This window comes from Planktotalea sp. (assembly GCF_965659345.1).
Classification (GTDB): Bacteria; Pseudomonadota; Alphaproteobacteria; order Rhodobacterales; family Rhodobacteraceae; genus Planktotalea.
Genome location: NZ_CBFHVK010000027.1, coordinates 14,073 through 31,484, shown reverse-complemented (window position 1 = coordinate 31,484; position 17,412 = coordinate 14,073). Strand labels below are relative to the sequence as shown.

Annotated in this window: 15 protein-coding genes; 6 read left to right on the top strand and 9 right to left on the bottom strand. The window is 52.7% G+C overall.

Annotation, left to right across the window (positions count from 1 at the left end; genetic code table 11):
- Nucleotides 1-268: 268 nt before the first annotated feature.
- From ACTG3Z_RS16245 to ACTG3Z_RS16225, 5 genes are all read right to left on the bottom strand, one after another.
- Nucleotides 269-457: a hypothetical protein gene (locus tag ACTG3Z_RS16245; RefSeq protein WP_439144063.1), complete on the bottom strand. Its 189-nt coding sequence runs from the start codon at nucleotides 455-457 to the stop codon at nucleotides 269-271.
- A gap of 407 nt (nucleotides 458-864) precedes the next feature.
- Entirely contained in the window at nucleotides 865-2,388 is a 1,524-nt protein-coding gene (locus ACTG3Z_RS16240) for a sulfatase-like hydrolase/transferase (protein ID WP_439144062.1), read from the bottom strand.
- Nucleotides 2,385-3,974: a tripartite tricarboxylate transporter permease gene (locus ACTG3Z_RS16235; protein ID WP_439144061.1), complete on the bottom strand. Its 1,590-nt coding sequence runs from the start codon at nucleotides 3,972-3,974 to the stop codon at nucleotides 2,385-2,387. Before ACTG3Z_RS16235 ends, ACTG3Z_RS16240 begins: the two co-directional genes overlap by 4 nt.
- The gene (locus ACTG3Z_RS16230; protein ID WP_439144060.1) at nucleotides 3,974-4,528 is read right to left on the bottom strand and encodes a hypothetical protein; all 555 of its coding nucleotides are present in this window, start codon (nucleotides 4,526-4,528) and stop codon (nucleotides 3,974-3,976) included. Before ACTG3Z_RS16230 ends, ACTG3Z_RS16235 begins: the two co-directional genes overlap by 1 nt.
- A gap of 62 nt (nucleotides 4,529-4,590) precedes the next feature.
- Nucleotides 4,591-5,538, bottom strand: coding sequence for a Bug family tripartite tricarboxylate transporter substrate binding protein (locus ACTG3Z_RS16225; RefSeq protein ID WP_439144059.1), 948 nt, complete (start codon nucleotides 5,536-5,538; stop codon nucleotides 4,591-4,593).
- Between the two features lie 108 nt (nucleotides 5,539-5,646).
- On the opposite strand from ACTG3Z_RS16225, the gene ACTG3Z_RS16220 reads away from it, so the two are divergent.
- Genes ACTG3Z_RS16220 through ACTG3Z_RS16210 form a run of 3 tightly spaced genes read left to right on the top strand, consistent with a single transcriptional unit; the run spans nucleotide 5,647 to nucleotide 8,441 of the window.
- Complete coding sequence (locus ACTG3Z_RS16220) at nucleotides 5,647-6,141, top strand: MarR family winged helix-turn-helix transcriptional regulator (RefSeq protein WP_439144058.1); 495 nt, start codon at nucleotides 5,647-5,649, stop codon at nucleotides 6,139-6,141.
- A gap of 4 nt (nucleotides 6,142-6,145) precedes the next feature.
- Nucleotides 6,146-7,585: a sulfatase-like hydrolase/transferase gene (locus ACTG3Z_RS16215; RefSeq protein WP_439144057.1), complete on the top strand. Its 1,440-nt coding sequence runs from the start codon at nucleotides 6,146-6,148 to the stop codon at nucleotides 7,583-7,585.
- Between the two features lie 7 nt (nucleotides 7,586-7,592).
- On the top strand, nucleotides 7,593-8,441 hold the full coding sequence (locus tag ACTG3Z_RS16210; protein ID WP_439144056.1) for an MBL fold metallo-hydrolase: 849 nt from the start codon (nucleotides 7,593-7,595) through the stop codon (nucleotides 8,439-8,441).
- 13 nt (nucleotides 8,442-8,454) lie between these two features.
- Here the strand turns inward: ACTG3Z_RS16210 and ACTG3Z_RS16205 are convergent, their stop codons facing one another.
- The 4 genes from ACTG3Z_RS16205 to ACTG3Z_RS16190 all read right to left on the bottom strand — a co-directional run bounded on the left by ACTG3Z_RS16205 (nucleotide 8,455) and on the right by ACTG3Z_RS16190 (nucleotide 15,270).
- Complete coding sequence (locus ACTG3Z_RS16205; protein ID WP_439144055.1) at nucleotides 8,455-11,682, bottom strand: reductive dehalogenase; 3,228 nt, start codon at nucleotides 11,680-11,682, stop codon at nucleotides 8,455-8,457.
- Between the two features lie 20 nt (nucleotides 11,683-11,702).
- Nucleotides 11,703-13,046 (bottom strand): aminomethyl transferase family protein, encoded by a 1,344-nt coding sequence (locus ACTG3Z_RS16200; protein WP_439144054.1) that lies wholly within the window; start codon nucleotides 13,044-13,046, stop codon nucleotides 11,703-11,705.
- Nucleotides 13,047-13,141: 95 nt separating this feature from the next.
- On the bottom strand, nucleotides 13,142-13,927 hold the full coding sequence (locus ACTG3Z_RS16195) for a helix-turn-helix transcriptional regulator (protein WP_439144053.1): 786 nt from the start codon (nucleotides 13,925-13,927) through the stop codon (nucleotides 13,142-13,144).
- A 323-nt stretch (nucleotides 13,928-14,250) separates the two neighbouring features.
- Nucleotides 14,251-15,270 carry a LacI family DNA-binding transcriptional regulator gene (locus ACTG3Z_RS16190; RefSeq protein WP_439144052.1) on the bottom strand — a complete coding sequence of 340 codons (1,020 nt, stop codon included), beginning with the start codon at nucleotides 15,268-15,270 and terminating at the stop codon, nucleotides 14,251-14,253.
- 155 nt (nucleotides 15,271-15,425) lie between these two features.
- On the opposite strand from ACTG3Z_RS16190, the gene ACTG3Z_RS16185 reads away from it, so the two are divergent.
- The 3 genes from ACTG3Z_RS16185 (at nucleotide 15,426) to ACTG3Z_RS16175 (ending at nucleotide 17,404) form a co-directional block, all read left to right on the top strand.
- A complete protein-coding gene (locus ACTG3Z_RS16185; protein ID WP_375265632.1) occupies nucleotides 15,426-15,611 on the top strand; it encodes a hypothetical protein in 186 nt (61 codons plus the stop codon).
- Between the two features lie 24 nt (nucleotides 15,612-15,635).
- Nucleotides 15,636-16,784: a TRAP transporter substrate-binding protein gene (locus tag ACTG3Z_RS16180; protein ID WP_439144051.1), complete on the top strand. Its 1,149-nt coding sequence runs from the start codon at nucleotides 15,636-15,638 to the stop codon at nucleotides 16,782-16,784.
- 107 nt (nucleotides 16,785-16,891) lie between these two features.
- Nucleotides 16,892-17,404, top strand: coding sequence for a TRAP transporter small permease (locus tag ACTG3Z_RS16175; RefSeq protein WP_439144050.1), 513 nt, complete (start codon nucleotides 16,892-16,894; stop codon nucleotides 17,402-17,404).
- The last annotated feature ends 8 nt before the right edge of the window (nucleotides 17,405-17,412 follow it).

Below are 17,412 nucleotides of genomic sequence, written 5' to 3'. Positions count from 1 at the left end.
AAGCTACCGGCATGGAACAGGGCGAGCCAAACTGGATGTAGGTCTCGAAAAGGACTGCGTTTCAATCTTCGCGAAAACGGAGTGATCATTTCGCACCCTATAGTTGCGTTCCGTCAATGTCCGCTTTACCCATAGTGGCGATTTGATGCCGCTTTGAGGCGAAGGTCCGCTTCCCGCCAACACTTACCGATAAATACGTGCCTGGTGCAGTTCTTGAAAACAGTGTCCAAATCGAGCTCCCGCAACCAACGTAGTCGACAACCCACCCTTAAAACGGTGGGTTTTTGTCGTTTTTGGGTTTAGTAAAGTCCAAGATCACGGCCAATTCCTCATAGAATTCAATCACATGACCATCATTTGCGTTCACCTCAGGATACAGCCGTGCCTCTGAAGCCAGTTCCCGAAATAGCTCTGCGACCTCTTGGCGACATGACACATCATTCAGGCTATCAGCCAATCCGACGATCTTCTTACGATAGGTCTCGGCGAGTGCCGGATGTAGGATGATTGGGTCTTATACGGGCAGAGCGGCGCGTTTGGCATCCAGTTCTGCCTTGAGCGCCTCCACCGTCCATCTTTGCCTTCATTGATGCGTGAAACATGCCCGCAGTGATTGCCTAGACGATTTTCTCAATTTGAGCGTTGACCTTCTTGAGATCGCGTCAGCGCAGCGGGAAAACTGGGCTTTCAAAGACCTCGGATTATGCACCAAGAGTTCGCGCTCCATCAGTGCGGTGGATTGGTGTCATTTACCGCAGTCAGAGCATCCCAGGAATTGTGCGCTAAACACTCTAAATTTGCCGAGCGGGGCACCGCTGTTAGTGTTGCTTCCCCTGAAAAGATAGATTGTAATCAAAACATCTTCTATGCGGTTCCCACAGCGATTTGATCTGGCAACAGATCGTCGGCGCGCAAAGCAACGAGCTCTTCCAGTTTGGCGCGAATAGGTGCCGCATCAGCATCATTAAAAAGATTAACCAATTCATCCGGATCCGTCTCAAGATCGTAGAGCTCACCATCGCCGGATATCAGATCAACTGTCATTTTGTGCCGTTTGGTGCGCACGGTTCGAAGCTCGAGCGCGACACCGACACGGCCTGGCCTCAGACCCCATTCACTGCGGGCAACTTCGCGTTTGGCGTCGCCCTCGATGAGAGGTCGAAGGGTTTGCCCGTGTTGGGTCAAAAGCGGATCGGCACTTCCGTAGTCAAAAAATGTCGGGCCAAGATCGAGGGTTGATACCGGCTCGGATACGCGTTTGCCCGCAGGTACGTTCGGGCCTCGCACGATCATTGGAACGCGCAGTAAGCCCTCATAGTGCATCGGTCCTTTCAGGATCAGCCCGTGATCTCCAAGCCAATCACCATGGTCAGAAATGTAGATGACAATCGTATTCTCATCGAGCCCTTCTTCCAATAACGCATTCATGATCCGGCCGATCTGGTGATCTATAAAGCTGATTTGGCCATATGTATTGGCGATGATCTCGCGAAGTTGCTCGTCGGTTTGTGGTGCAATGCGGCTATAGGCCTTGCGAATGTCCGCGAACTTGGGATCGGCGGGTTCGCCCTCCATTGCGGCCTGATGCCACCAGGGGCGACCTTCATAGCTGCGAGTGCGGTGCTCAGGTAGATCGACCTCTGCTGGATCGTGTAAACGCGACCACGGCTCTGGGCAGTCAAATGGATGATGCGGATCAGGGAAACTAACCCATGTGCAAAACGGCGTTTCGGTGTCGCGCCCATGGCGCAGCCATTCGATAGCGCGGTCCGCAGTCCAAGGCGTGTTGTGATAAGCCACTGGAAGCTTAGAATGCCAGACCTGCGCAGCGCCCTTTGTGTTGCCTGCATTTTCCCACATCGCCTTGGTTTTCTCGTCGCCCCGTCCATCCTTGTGATAAAATCGCTCGTAATGCTGTCCTGCGGGCGGCTTTTCAGGGGCCCACCAGTTGTGACCCACGAGCATCAACTCCAAATGCTCAAATCCCATGTAAGGTCCAAACCAATCCTCGCCAAAATCGGCTGAGGAGCGAAGGCATTCTGGTGTCCCCGTTGGTTCGTAGGTGTGGTACGTGGAAAAATGCGCCTTGCCAAAGTAGCTGGTTTGATAGCCAGCAGCAGCCATCGCCCCTGCAAACCCTTTGTCACCGATTTCTGGCGGCAGATCGATACCGTTATCATGAACGCCGTGGGTGCGGCACAGTTGGCCCGTCAGAATTGACGCACGCGCAGGCTGGCAGACTGGTGAGGGCGTGATACAGGCATCGAAAACAGTCCCTTCGGCTGCCAGCTGGTCTAGATGGGGCGTCTTGATCTTACGACCCATGAATCCCATGCAATCGGCGCGGTGTTGGTCGGACGAAATTAAGAGAATATTGGGTCGGCTCATAAAGCACCTTTTGTCTTGCGAGTAGAGAAGATGACGATCCCAAAGGCCGCTGCCATGAACAGTGCGGCAATGGGATTGTTGAACAAAAAGAACGGATCATTGCCAGTTGCCGAGTAGGCCTGACGCGCAGTTTCCTCGAGCCGACCCCCAAGGATGAATGCAATGACAAACGGCAGGGGCGAGATCGCAAGCAGCCGCATGAAATAGCCAAGCACACCAAAGGCGAGCGCGAACCAAATCGCCTCAATCCGAGTTTCCTGAACGTAGATGGCAGTTAATGTTAACAAAAGGACCGAAGGCAGCAAAATCTGTTTGGGAATGCGGATCATCACGCCCATTGAACGCATGAAGAGCCCCCCGATTGTCCAGTTCAACAAGTTCGCAACAACCATAGCTGTGAAAAGGCCAAAGGCCATGACCAGCTCGGTGTTCACTTGGTCTGCTGAGAATTTGAAGACAGATGGACCGGGATTAAAGCCGCCTATGGATTCCATGGCCAAAATCAGGAACACGGCCGCGGCATTGCCTGGAATGCCGAGCGACAAGACGGGAATCAGGTTTGCCCCTGAAACAGAGGAATTAGCCGCTTCTGTCGCAGCAATGCCCTCCATTGCTCCGTTCCCAAAGGCGGTTTGATCCGAGGTTTTACGTTTATCATGTTGGGCTTTGCCTAACGTATAGCCAAGCGTTGCAGCAAGGGTTGAGCCAACGCCGGGCAAGGCACCGATCGTCGTTCCAATAACGGCAGATCGCGCGATGTAGGGTGACAGACGGCGAATGTCGGCCCAGTGCAAGCGCTGGTCGCCATCGTCCGGCACGATTGCAATTGCGCCTTTGCTGCGTCGTTCGTGCCATAGCTCATCCAGACCCTTGAACACCGCACCGATGATCAAAACGCCAAGCACCGAGGTCGCGATCGGAAAGCCGCGCGAAAGCTCTTGCGTGCCCATAGATAGCCTTGGATAAAAATCCTCGCCGGTGCCTATGTAAACCGCGAGCAAGCCAAGTCCGGTGGAAATTAGGCCTTTCGCGGGCGATCCGCCTATCACCACCGCGATGAAGCTCAGCGACAAAATCAGCAGCGCGGTTTTCTCTGGTAAGTCCAGATAGGCCTCGACAAAGATCGCGAGAAATGGCGCGCAAACGAAGAGCACGATGTCCGAAAACGTGTCACCAGAGGCCGAAGATAAATGTGCAACGCGCAGTGCTTTCTTCGCCTTGCCACGTTGCGCCATCGGGTAACCGTCAAGTGTTGTCATATAGGCATCGGGCGTGCCGGGAGTATTGAACAAGACTGCAGGAACCGCGCCGCCGATCGTTGCGCCCTTCATGATGCCGATCAGAAATCCGACCACTGGCAACAAAGCATCGGGATGATATCCAAATACAGAGATCAGGATTGGAAGCGAGATTGCCATAGCGACCGGGCCAGCCATGCCCGGTGTTGCACCGACCATGATACCGAGTAAGAAACCAGCGAGGATCATCACGAGCGTTATCGAAACGGGCAATCCCAGAAGCGAAAACGATTCCGGCCCTTGAAACACTGCAAGAACACCCATCCAGATATAGTCAAGGACCGTCATCAAACGTCCCCGTTTGGAGGCAGTAACAGGTTTTCGAAGGGCAGGTCGTAGATTACGATCAGCGCTATGACGACGCAAATTCCAATCAAAACGCTGCGCGCTGACACGCGTCCTTCTGCCTGTGAAATTAGCCCAGCCACGATGACAATGCCGCCTAGGAAATATCCTATATATTTCCAAGGAGCCGTATCACGAAGTATTCGGTATTCTTCCTCAACTCCTGTCACTGTGATCGCAATCGCTCCTGCGTAGAGCATGACAAGAAATCCAAGAACCAAAACCCCGATTTGTACGCTAATGAACGTCAGATTGGCAAAGCTCACGCGGGGTTGATTAGGGGCGTTGCGTTCAAACAAAATCAAAAGGACACCGCCCAAACCGATGAAAAAGGCTGCAACAGTAGGCGCGAGCGCATCGCCGATATTGGTTTGGCGACGAACCTTTTCGATCAGCCCTGTTTCGGTATCAAGTGGAACCCAGACAAAGGCGACAATCACGGCAAAGACGATAAAGATCAGGCCCAATATTACGTTGCTACGGGAATGCTGTGTCATGTCTAGCCCAATATACAGGCAGGCCCAGCACACCACTGGACCTGCCGTTTTTTCTTTTTGCGTTACTCAGCTGACGCTTCAAGCAACGCGCCCGCATCTTCATAAGCCTTAGCAATCAGGGCATCTAACGCGTCACCAGAGCGAACATCCACTCCGCCAAATGCCTTGTTGATGAAGCCACCCGCTTTGGAACCCTCTGCGGAAATCACTTCAGCAATTGCTGCAGCAATGGCGTCACGCGCAGCAGGATCCATGCCACTCGGCCCTGCAAACATGAACATTGTGTCATTGGGGAAATTGACGCCAAAGTCCATCAAGTTTGGTGCCTCAGGCGTCGCCGCCAATGGTCCGCTTTTGGCTGAGGCCAGCTCAACCATATCACCTGCGGCCACAGCCTTGGCTTGAATGCCAGCACCAAAACCGACGTCCATATCGCCCGCGTTCAGACCGTTCATTACAGCTTTGCCGCCGCGCACCGAGATGATGTTGAACTCGACGCCGTTTTCTTTTCCGATAACATACGCAAGATCAGCAAGTGATGGGCTCATCACACCGAAGCGAATATCCTCGCCACCTTTTGCTGCCGCAATAACGTCTGCCAAGGTTTTGTAACCCTTAGAGCTCAGGGAAACGACGGCCATCTGACTGCCAGCAGTCGTTGTGATGGCTGTTGCAACGCTTGGATCGCCCGCATTCGCTGCTGCAAGATTGTAGCCCAACGTTTCGGTCACAATCATGCCAATTGCAGTGCCGTCCTTTGGCGCATCTTTGAGCGCATTAACCGTATTCAAGCCACCTTTTCCAGTAACCTGCTCGGGGATGATTTTCCAACCCTTTGCCGCCTCGATTTCCTCGGCGATCATGCGTGCTTGTGTGTCCGCACCGCCCCCGGCTCCAAATGCGATCATCAGTTTTATCGGGCCAGGTGGGGTCCAATCCGCCGCAAATGCGCCGGTGGAAAGTGTGAGTAGACTAGCAACGGCAATCGCCGTTTTAAAAATACGTTTCATGTGATCCTCCCTAGATTTTTGTTGATCATCCATACAAAAGTTGATGGGTCAACAAAAAAGTTGACGAGACAAGTAAATCACGAAATGCTAATCTCAAAGGAGACATGGATGAGTAATGCCCCCCCAAAGCCCGACCTGCCATATGTGCTCTTGGAGGACCTTCCACTTCAGCAATATCTGACGTTCCGCATATCTCGCGTTCAGGCAAAACTGAATGCGCAGGGGGCCCGTGTATTGATGGATACGGTGGGATTGACGCTGACCCAGTGGCGCGTCGTAGCTTTGATCGGTGCAGTCGGCCAAACCCGCTTGTCTGACTTGTCGCGAGAAGCGGCATTGGACAAAGGATTGCTTAGCAGGAACGTCAAAAATCTTGTAAATCAGGGGGTTGTAACATCGATCCCGGATGACATTGACCATCGCGTTCAGCATTTATCGTTAAGCGACAAAGGGCAAGATATCTTTGATCGCGCGCTACCAGCGACACGTAAAAGGCAGAACTGGCTCCGCGCTGACCTAAGCGCTGACGAGATCAGCACCTTCCGCCGTGTACTCGATAAACTTGAGATTGCTGCGGAGAAAACGAATTTCGAGGGAGAGTAATTATATGAACCGGCCCAACCTTCTGATCATCATGTCTGACGAACATCAGGCCCGCGCGATGGGCTGTGCGGGTCATCCATTTGTCAAAACCCCGAACCTCGATGCGTTGGCGGCAAAGGGCACGCGCTTTACAGATGCGTATACGCCAAGCCCAATTTGTGTGCCCGCGCGGGCCAGCTTTGCCACAGGACGATATCCACACCAAAACCGCCTTTGGGACAATGCCATGCCCTATACGGGTGCAACGCCGGGATGGGGCCACGCTTTACAGGACAAGGGCATTCCAGTGGAAAGTATCGGCAAGCTTCACTACCGCGACGCTTCCGATCCTGCTGGTTTTGATGTCGAACATATCCCGATGCAGGTGGTCAATGGTGTCGGCATGGTCTGGGCATCTATCCGGCGTGAAGACGAACGCGTCCAGCCCCCCGGAGGCGGGCGCATGTTGGGGGAATACATCGGACCGGGCACGTCGAAATACACCGATTATGATGCCTCTGTAACCAATCGAACTAAGCAATGGCTCGCTGAGAGAGCAGCGTCAGATGTAGGCCAACCTTGGTGTCTTTATGTTGGTCTCGTTGCGCCTCATTTTCCATTGATCGTGCCGCAAGAGTTTTACGATCTTTACCCAACGGACAGCCTACCCGAGGTCAAGTTGCATCCAGATACTGGCTACAAGCGCCATCCCTGGATAGAAAAGCAAAACGCATCCATGGATAGCGAGACCAAATTCAACAGCCCCGAAGAACGTCTACAGGCCATGGCTGCTTACTATGGGCTTTGCAGCTGGATGGATAATAACGTCGGACAGATCCTATCCGCGCTGGAAGGTGCAGGTATGGCCGAGGATACAACGGTCGTTTACACCTCTGATCACGGCGACAATGTCGGTGCGCGCGGCTTGTGGGGGAAATCGAACTTTTATCAAGAAAGCGTTCAAATCCCGATGATTATGGCTGGGCCTGGCGTTCCCAAGGGCACATGCGACACGCCCGTCAGCTTGCTAGACCTGTCCAAGACCATTGCTCAGCATTTCGGCACCGATATTGCCGCGGCCGATGGCGCTCAATCTTTGAAAGATATCGCCGCCCAGCCAGCCCAGAACGATCGCCCGATCCTGAGTGAATACCACGCCGTCGGATCAGTGTCGGGAGGATTCATGCTGCGTAAGGGGCGTTGGAAACTGAACTATTACATAGGTTTCCCGCCTGAACTGTTCGATTTGGAAGCGGATCCAGAAGAGTTAGTTGATCTATCCAATGAGCCCACGCATGCCGCGACTCTGGCCGAGCTTGAGGCGGCTCTGCGAGAGATTTGCGATCCCGAAGCCATGGATTCATTGGCCTTCGCAGATCAGGCGGCTTTGGTTGAACACTACGGAGGGCGCGAAGCGGCGCTGAAATTAGGGGCTCCTGGAGCGACCCCGCCACCTGCGACGTGAGGGTACCATGAAGTTAACAATTCTGGGCTCGGGTTCACCTGAAGCATACAGCCGTCGTGCCTCATCAGGCTATCTGCTGGAAGCAGGCAATGACCGCATTCTATTCGATTGCGGCGGTGGCGTTGTGGATAACCTGCTGCGGTCCGGACGATTGCCGAAAGACATAACACATCTCTTTTTTACACACTATCACAGCGATCACATGATGGACTACGCCCGCCTTGTGCACGCAGCTTGGGATGAGGGCGCCGCTCCGTTGAAAGTCTTCGGTCCCAAGCCGTTGAAAGACATCACAGAAGGCTATTTCGGGCGCAATGGTGTCCTGAACAACGATCTGCGCGCCCGCACCGAACTGCCGCAAAGCCAGCAAGTCTGGGTTGCGCGCGGCGGCACCTTGCCTCGACCTTGGCCTGCGCCTCAGATCATCGAGATCGAACCTGGTTTCACTTTTGAGGGCGACGGCTGGCACCTTGAAACAGCCCAAGCAACACACGCTCAGCCAATTCTTGATTGCCTGGGCTACTCGGTTGAGGCTGAGGGCAAAAAATTTGTCTATTCTGGTGATACAGGCATCAATCCAGACATCACTGATCTCAGCCGTGATGCAGATTTTCTGCTGCACTGGTGCTACCGAGGCAGCGGCGAGATTTTGCACCCCGCATTGATGGCTTTTAGTCCAGACCCTGGCGAGGTTGCACGGATGGCCGAAAGCGTCGGTGTAAAGCGCCTTTATCTCAGTCATTTTCGCATACACATGGACAATGAGGCCTCTCACAGCCGCGCATTGACTGACCTCTCTAAGCATTTTTCCGGCGAAAGTGGGATTGTCGAGGATTTGGATGTCTACGAAATCTGACCCGCCCCACTGCTTATAGGTCTATCTCGACAAGCCCGTCTTTCTTTGCGGCTCGTGATTGACACAGGATTATCGCATCGCGGCGCTGTGCCTTGGACAGCACAAAATCCCGATGCTCGACATCGCCGTCATTAAGTCCACATTTACAAACCCCGCAAATACCGTCGGAACATTTCAGATCAATTGGAAACCCGTTTTCAATCAGAACATCGGCGGCCGATTTGTCTGCTGGAACCGTAAAGTCTTTGCCCGATTTTGTGAGCCGTACGGTAAATTCATGATTTTCATATTCCGGCAGGTCCGGCACCGAGAAATACTCCAGATGCCGCGGCTCTTCCGGAAATCCTTGACGCTCCGCAGCATCCATAACGCCGGTCATGTAACGATCAGGCCCGCATGCGTAGACATGCCATCCCGATTGATGTCCGGCAAGAATATGATCCAGATCCGCGCGTTCGTTCTGATCTGAGAAATGAAACGTAACTTTGTCAGCCCATGGGAAAGCCTTAAGATCTTCTACAAAGCCCGCGTTAGCGGTTTTCGAGGCGGAATAGTGCAACTCAAAGTCAAAGCCGTTGGCGTGGCATTCATGCGCAAAAGCTATCATTGGCGTGACTCCAATGCCGCCGCCCATCAGGAAATGCTTCGTGCCCGCAGGTGCAAGCGGAAAATGGTTGATCGGTTTAGAGATGAAAATCTTACGCCCTTCCGTAAAAATACGGTGTAATAACTTTGATCCACCGCGTCCCTGATCTTCGCGCAGAACGCCAATCTGGTATTTGTTTTTGTCGCTCGGATCACCGCTCATTGAATATTGGCGCAGGTATTCAGGCGCGACGACGATGTCCAAATGCGCCCCTGCGGTCCAATCTGGCAAGGGTTCGCCATCTAGCGATGAGAACTCGTATTTGGTGACGTCATCCGTCATTTTCTCGGCTTTGGTGACCTGCACGCGGATCACCGGTGCAACGTCAGGCGGGCTGAACCTGTGGGGTGTTGGTGCCTCTGTACCAGCATCAAGACGGCGCTGATATTCCTTCGCTGTGATCAGCGCTTGATACGCCTCAATCCCCTTTTCGCGATCCATAGGGAAGGGAAAGGGCCATGGCGGCGGGGCGAGATCGGCAGGGTAGACGGCGAGCGTTTGGTCTGCATAGTCAAGTTTTAGATCGGTTTGAAGCTCACGGTAATTGGGCGGCTCATCTTGCGGATTGATCATTTCGCAAGTGCCATCTGGCTGCCATTTCAGGTCCCACCACCAGCGTTTCACCGGATTGATGCTGCCGTTGCCGACAACGTCGTCAAGCTTTGCGAGGATTCCCGCCATCGCCGGCACATTCGTTGCCATCCAGCGAAGTGGTTTTTCGTGTTGCAGCCCTTCGACATTCCACGGGCATGTCTTCATGCAACGCCCGCACATTGCCCCGCCTTTTTGCGTCAGGCGGTAAGTTGTGCATTTCTGGCTGTCCGATTTCCAAATTTCGTAACCGTTGAACATCAGCTTTGGACCGGCAGTAATCGCGCCGGACGGACACTCTCGTGCGCACTTGTTGCAAGATTCGCAAAAGGCTTGCATGCCAAAATCAATCGGCTTGTCATGCACCAAGGGCATATCGGTCGTGATAACCCCGGATTTGAGGCGTGGACCGAGAAAAGGGTTAACGATGACTTCACCAATCCGGCTGACCTCACCTAGACCGGACAACAATAAAAGCGGTGGATGCACGACCTCGCTTTGTACGTTGGTATGTGTCTGGGCCGCATAGCCGAGGTTGCGGATGTGCTTGGCAACGATCCCACCGAGCAAGGAAAACCGCAAGTAAGCGCGCATAGATTGTACCACCGCGATCCAATCGTCCCCCGAAGATGCTTCGGTCGTTTCAAACCCCTGATCGATGATGAAACTTATAGCATTCGGGTGTTCAGGCGTAATTGGATCGCCATTGGCGTCGTGAGAATACCAAGCCCACTCGGGACAACGTGAAATACCTACGGCATCCACGCCAAGGAAATAGGCAACAGCTTTGATGCCATCTGCGTTGGCCTGCGCATCCAGAGCATCTGGGCTAACACTTTCGGCATGCGCGCCATCTTGGAGGACTAGAAAGGCTCCTAACGGACGCCGGAGCGCCTGCGCAAGAGGGGATTTCTGCGCGAAATAGCCGCCGCGCGTTGCGTCTTGATTGGCCTTGCCCATGTCGCCGAACTTTGAGCGGGCGAACATATCCGCGCGTTTGGGAACCCGCGCTACGCGTTCTTCATCGATGTAGGTTGTGGGTTTTTCGACGCGCTTCAGTGTCTCAAAAGGATGAGGCCCGCTGGCATAACTGCGCTTTGCGAATGGATCGAGCGTCAGAGCGTTTTTAGCAGAGCCAATACCCAAGGCCCAAGCGGCTCCATTCGTCAGCGACGCGGGTTGCTGGTCCATGGGAGCCAGCGGCGCATCAGGTGTCATTTCAAAATTGGTTGTCACGACAGCAACTTGAAATCTCTCGCCCATAAAAGGGTTAACGAGCGCTCCGTCCTCTGGGGAGGCCAATCCCGCCGCGACGGTTAACTGGTTCAAATCTACGTCCGACGCTGAACCGCTATGAGTTCGTGCATCATATCCGAGCACGCGCAGGTAGTTTGCGACAACCACCGCTGTTTCAGTGGCGCGCACCGAGGCGCGTTGCCGTTGCGCGTCTTGCATCCATACAAAACCTGCTTCGTCCGGTTCTGGGTCCCGATTGAAAGGATATAGGAGCACGATGGCATAGGCATGCCCGTTCATCGATTTGGGCGGTGCCTCCATGCTGTCCTTGAGATCGGCCATCGTCGTTTCGATCCTTGCTGCCAGCGATTTGACCTGTTTGGTGCGTAACTCTTCGGCAAGGCGGGCAATGCCCGGATTGCGGATCGGCACATCCAGTTGCGCGGTCTGGTCCACACGCGCGATGCCAACCATTGGCGCGTCTTGAAAATAGGCAAAGGATTTGATGTGGCGGGCGCGTTCGTCAGGATCTTCTGGGCATTTCGCCTTGGTCTTATTAATCAACCCGTCCCGGATCGCATCCAGCATCGACTGATACTCGTCCAGCGCGTTAACAAGAGAACTTGGCCTGTCCAGTCTCGCGAAATCAACGGGCTGCATCGCAGGAACGGCGCCTATAGCACGCCCGCTCTGACGTATCATCCGCTCTAATGGAAATGAGCCCAAATGAAAGGCGCGCTTGCTGTTTGAAAAGATCGGGCTGGCCATGCCGTATCGGTTCCTTCAGCTCAATGCCGCTTGATCGGTTTTGGATCAACGATCACACGTACCGTTTTTTGCACATGGCGCTCCACAGTTGGCTTGCCGGAGCCGCCCTTCGGCTCGCCCCAGATTAAGGTCAACTCTTGACCTTCAATTGCCAAATCAGCCCGAATTGACGCTAGCGATATGCAAGCTCGATCTGTTTCTGAATACGCTGGATAATATGATACACCAATGTCTTCTTCGCCAAGTAGAACCCTATCGCAGGGGGCGACGGTATAATTTCCGACAGGCAATTCGATCTTCTTGTACCTGTCTCCACCGGAAAACCCGCTGGCATAGATGTCGACCACATCCTCTTGGTCCCAAATTAGACGCACCTTTTTGCGCTTTTGCTCGGGCGGCATTGCTTCCAGCGCTTCGCGTCCAATGAAGTCATGATCGAATTTGATCATGAAACCGTATCCCAGATCATAAGGTGTACGGTAAAAATCTTCCACGTTCCCCGTAGCAAGCGATCCACCGATTGCTTGACGCCCTTCTGCACTCGCGGCTGGCAGCCATTCCCGATATGCGCGCATTTTGTCTCCGGTAAAGATCGCCGGAAGAATGGAGCCAACCCAACCTGACACTGCAGCTGTAACAGGATATGTCCGGCCACCGATTTGGGTCAAATCGTATTTCTTGCCAGCCTCAAGGATCAAATCGCGGACCTCTGCGCCAACTTCGCTTGGGCCCCAAAACTCGTACCCCGGAAAGCCTGACATCCGATGGTTTAGGGCGACGACCTCATGCGGACCTATTTTGAAGCGGCCCATTTTGAAAAAAGGAATATCTGGCAAAGCGCCAACGTTCAGCTCTGCAAAAAGCTCGTCTGCCTTTGGACCCTGAACCTGAAAGCGAAATCGCTTGCGATCGGTAAGATTGGGAGAGGGGCGATCAATAGGTTCAAACTCGACGTCATAGTCACCCTTTTCTGCATGGTATCGCACCCAATTCGCCGCCATCGGTTTGCCCACGATACTGACAGCATTTTCTTCTTCACAAAACAGCACTGCATCGCCAATGAACTGGCCATCATAGTTGCACACGACATATTGTTTGGCCTGCATGGGCCCGAACCCTGCAAAAGAGTTGATCCCCAGATCAGAAAGCAGTCGAATGACGTCAGGCCCACGCAGAAAAACGTCCGTCATATGGTGCGACATATTTTGGAAAATCACAGACGTGCGCCATGCGATCTGTTCATCAATCCAGTTCGAAAACTCGGGCTTCACTGGGAACTCAAAACGATGAACCGGTCCATCGTAGAGCATCGACCAAAGGTCTCCGTGTGCGTCGATTTTGTCCTGCAAAGATTGCGTTGCCATGGTGCGTCCTCCCTGAATTACAAACGAAGCCTACACGGATCACCATGCCATATCTGTCATCTTTAAAGATGACGCCCATTCATCGTTCGAAGCGTTTAAGAAGTGCGCGGCGTTTGAATAAACAAGGCCATAAGTTCACGAGCCGACCCAACCTTCAATTTCCGAAAAGCGCGTTGGCGAAGTGTTCGGATCGTGGACTCTGACACGCCTAGCTGCAAAGCAGACGCCGTGATTGATTTGCCGTCCAGAAGAAGGTCACAGATTTCAGTCTCACGCTGTGTTAGCTCTGCAAAGCTGCCTACATTATTGTCCTTGAGCCGCGTCGCGTTCGCGCCATCAACGGCCCCATGCCGAGCAGTCCCAACAACCTGATGACGCAAGCCAATCAAGCTGTGAACGATGGGCAGTATGTTGCAAAGCGCCGCATACTCGTCATCATTAAAACACCCATCCGTCGCACTACGAAGGTAGAAAGAGCGAAGCCCCGAGCGACCGTCTTTCGATGACACCGCTACGCGTTCAACAACACCGTTTCGTTCATAAATAGCATTCCGATTGCTACCGGCTTTCGGGCGCCAACGATCAATTCGAACCCCTTTAGAGGGTGCATTTTGAATTTGAGTAATGATATGAGAATACGCGGTTTTCGAACTCAAAATGAGGTCGGCATCGCGTTGAAACCAGTAATCACTAATCCGCCCGGACCAAAATGAAAGCGCTGGGTTTGGTTGCGCCAAATCTGCAATATGATAAGCGCCAAAATTCTCGATTCTTGAAACATTTGAAAGAAACCGAAGCGCAGTAAGACCAAATGCATCTTTCGGAGCGGCTACGATCAATTGCGCCAACCCGTGATGGTTTTCAAATGATGATGAATCCAAGAATTGTTCCATTGGATCTTAAAAAACAGGCGTTCTAAGGAAAAGCAAGCCCAGCGGCACATTGCCATAGATCTCGGTTCAGCGCCGCCCTTTCAATCTTCGTTCACAAAACGCGCTTTCCAGAATGTTTGAAGCCGTTTGGCTCCAAGGGCCTTGATCTTTCTTGTTTGAATTTGGTTCTAATGAACTGAGGCAATTTGAGGTTTCCCATCATTCCTGTCCACAATGAATGCGCTTAACGGAATAATTGCTTGCTTCGCAAAGCTGACGGATTTGCCCGCTGTTTCACTCGCGGTTTCGGCGAATTCAAAAAAGCAGCTGCTTCAAACGATCGCTGAGATAGATTTTTCGACCTTAATTTCGCTGGATAGCTCATAAGAACGTCCAGCTTCACCACTTTCAACCATACGCACCAGTTCATCAGCAGCTCTGCGGCCCATTTCAGAATGTGGTACACAGACTGTGGTCAGCCTTGGCGTCACCACGCGCGCGAGCTCGATTCCGTCAAAGCCAGTTATTGAGACCTCCGCTGGAACTGCTATTCCCATTTCTTGCGCGCGCTGCAACGCACCAACGGCGAGAACATCGTTGCCACACATGACAACACTAGGACGCTTCGGTCCAGTCATCAGTTGTTCAAACGCATTTGCCCCGTTGTCGATGTCATAGGGCGTTTCAATGATGGGAACGTTTTCCAGATTAATCCCGGCAACTGCGAGACGCTCTGTGATACCTTTCAATCGATTTGTTGCGCGATCATTTCCTTCTGTCGTACCTGAGATGACAGCGATGTTGCGATGCCCCATCGTCAAAACTTGATCGCACAACTGATACATCGATGCGCGGTTATCAAAGCCAATTGCAGGCAAAGCATTATTCGCCGCAAAGGCCCAAGCCAACAGAAACGGAATGTTGCGTTGCTGAAGGAACTCATAGACTTTCTTTTCACGCCAATATCCGATTAGCAAAATACCATCTGCTCCGCGGCTTGCGAGTGCGCGTACTTGTTCTGCTTCGATTTCGGGGTCGTAGGAATTGCTGGAAATAAGCAAAGTGTAGCCAAGCGCGTGCAAGCGTTCCTGAAACGCCTGTATGCCTTTGGCAAAGATCGCATTCTCCATCGTTGGAATGATTGCGCCAATTGTCATAGTGCGTTTAGCAGACATGAATCGTGCGCCGAAATGCGGTGTATAGCCAAGCGTTTCAACTGCGGACTTAACGCGCTTTAAAGTCTCTTTGGACACCAAACTTGGCGAGTTCAATGATCTTGATACGGTGGCAGGGGACACTCCGGCAACCTTTGCGACGTCTTCCAACGTAGGAACAGCATGTTGTGACGTCATCGCAAGCGGCCTTTTAAAGTTTCTTCATGATCTTAGTTTGAAAATACTCCCAAAAGACAGACAAAACTGAAATATGCATGATTTGATGAAAGCGCTTGCATCGACTCACTGAAAGCGCTTTCATATAGATGTAACCAGCGCCTGGGAGGGTCGCCATGTTCATGTTCGCATCATTGATTGTATTCCTTGTCTATTTTGCAAATGTCGCTTCGGGCGCGTTTCTGGATCGGGTCTATTTTGGCGATGTTGGTGAAATGCTGGTGCTTTTCGCGGCAACGATTTTGTTTGTCGTCGCAATTTTACAAAAAGAAGCTGCTCGCGATGAGAAAGACGACAGCTAATCAGTCTTATGGGAGGAACTATAAATGAATGAAGATGAAAAGATGGTCGCATCTGCAGAGCGCCGCAATTTCCTGAAGCTCTCCGCAGCGGGCGGCTTTACCGCAGCTTTGGTTGCAGGGGCCGCAGGTACGCTTTGGTCTACGGAAGCAGCTGCGCAAACAGCAAATGAAGAGCGTGATCGCGAAAAAGCAGCTGAGCATACGATGACAATCGCGACTGCTTATGTTTTGGGTGCATCACGCAGCTATCCTATCATGCAGCTCGACCTGAAAGAGAATATCCAGAACGCGACCAACGGCAAAGTTTACGTCAAGCTCGCACCCGGCGGTCAGCTTGGTGCAGGTGGCGCACTTGTTCAGGCGGTTCAGGGTGGCACGATCCAAGCGGCGCAGCACTCGTTGTCCAACTTCGCGCCATTCGCGTCCACAGTTGACCTGATCAACATGCCATATCTTTGTGGTTCCAACCAGCGTTTCACGAACCTTGTGAACTCTGATTTCTGGAAAGGCAGTGTTGAGCCTAAGGTTGAAGAGAACGGCTTTAAAGCGCTGTTTTACGTCAACATTGATCCACGCGTTGTTGCGGTTCGCAAAGGCGGCGCAGGTGCAGTACTTTCACCATCCGATTTGGACGGCGTAAAGTTCCGTGTTCCGGGCTCCAAGATGTTGCAGCAGTATTACCGTATGGTCGGCGCAAACCCGACGCCAGTTGCTTGGGGTGAAACACCTTCCGCGATTAAGCAGGGTGTTGCAGACGCGCTCGACCCATCTGTTGGCGCGCTTTATGTGTTTGGTTTCAAAGACATCTTGTCCCACGTAACGTTTACCCAAGCGGTTCCGGATTCACAGGTTTACTCGTGTAACCTTGAGTGGTTCAACTCCATGCCTGCAGACGTTCAAGAAGGCATCATGTGGGGTTCTGAGATGACGGCGCACCAGAACCTCTCCAAGGTTCCATCCGCACGTGCATACGCAATGTCCGAACTGGCGAAGTCCGGCGTTGAATTCCACAGCCTCAGCGAAGATCAGCTGAACGAGTGGAAAGCAGCGGGTGGTTACCAGTTGGCAGAGTGGGACAGCTTCAAGAAAGACCTTGCAGGCTCCATGGATAACTTTGCGAAGATGGAAGAAGCGGCGGGCACGCAGGGCAAATATTACGTCCACGACGCTTAATCTGATGTCGGGCTGAGTGCTCCCTCACGTAGCCCGACCTTTTTCAATGCAGGCCTTTGCATGAGACGTTTTGTGCTCAAGGCCTGCATATTTGATGGAGACACCCGATGGATCTATTGCGGAACATTGACCGTAACGCCGAGCGCTGGTTGCTGCTTGTGTTTTACGTGATGCTTGTCATCACGATGGCCATCGAGGTTCTGAGACGCGAAATTTTCGCATACTCGTCCATTTGGGGGGAAGAGATCGTACGCTTCTCCTTTATTTATCTTGCGTGGGTTGGTGCCGCCGCCGCTGTGAAAGAGCGCGCGCACATTCGCATCGATGTGATTATGCACTACCTCTCGCCTCGCCTTAAAGCGCTGCTCTATATTTTTGGTGATTTGGTGATGTTTATCGTCGCCATAATTGCGCTCTATTGGTCACTCGAGACGCTGCATGTGTCTTATAAATTCGGCTCCGTTACTGACGGGTTACGCGTTTCAAAGGTCTGGTTTATCGCCTCTGTACCGCTGGGATTCAGCCTGATGATGTGGCGCTTGATGCAGTCTTTCGCCCGCGATTTTAAATCCCTCAAAGACGGCACAGACGTCTACGAGGGCGACACACTGTTTGAGTAGGGGACACC

Coding starts and splice junctions, on each gene's coding strand:
- ACTG3Z_RS16235 (WP_439144061.1), bottom strand. CDS start 3,974: ATGACGGTCCTTGACTATATCTGGATGGGTGTTCTTGCAGTGTTTCAA.
- ACTG3Z_RS16205 (WP_439144055.1), bottom strand. CDS start 11,682: ATGGCCAGCCCGATCTTTTCAAACAGCAAGCGCGCCTTTCATTTGGGC.
- ACTG3Z_RS16190 (WP_439144052.1), bottom strand. CDS start 15,270: ATGACGTCACAACATGCTGTTCCTACGTTGGAAGACGTCGCAAAGGTT.
- ACTG3Z_RS16225 (WP_439144059.1), bottom strand. CDS start 5,538: ATGAAACGTATTTTTAAAACGGCGATTGCCGTTGCTAGTCTACTCACA.
- ACTG3Z_RS16220 (WP_439144058.1), top strand. CDS start 5,647: ATGAGTAATGCCCCCCCAAAGCCCGACCTGCCATATGTGCTCTTGGAG.
- ACTG3Z_RS16200 (WP_439144054.1), bottom strand. CDS start 13,046: ATGGCAACGCAATCTTTGCAGGACAAAATCGACGCACACGGAGACCTT.
- ACTG3Z_RS16230 (WP_439144060.1), bottom strand. CDS start 4,528: ATGACACAGCATTCCCGTAGCAACGTAATATTGGGCCTGATCTTTATC.
- ACTG3Z_RS16175 (WP_439144050.1), top strand. CDS start 16,892: ATGGATCTATTGCGGAACATTGACCGTAACGCCGAGCGCTGGTTGCTG.
- ACTG3Z_RS16185 (WP_375265632.1), top strand. CDS start 15,426: ATGTTCATGTTCGCATCATTGATTGTATTCCTTGTCTATTTTGCAAAT.
- ACTG3Z_RS16240 (WP_439144062.1), bottom strand. CDS start 2,388: ATGAGCCGACCCAATATTCTCTTAATTTCGTCCGACCAACACCGCGCC.
- ACTG3Z_RS16215 (WP_439144057.1), top strand. CDS start 6,146: ATGAACCGGCCCAACCTTCTGATCATCATGTCTGACGAACATCAGGCC.
- ACTG3Z_RS16180 (WP_439144051.1), top strand. CDS start 15,636: ATGAATGAAGATGAAAAGATGGTCGCATCTGCAGAGCGCCGCAATTTC.
- ACTG3Z_RS16210 (WP_439144056.1), top strand. CDS start 7,593: ATGAAGTTAACAATTCTGGGCTCGGGTTCACCTGAAGCATACAGCCGT.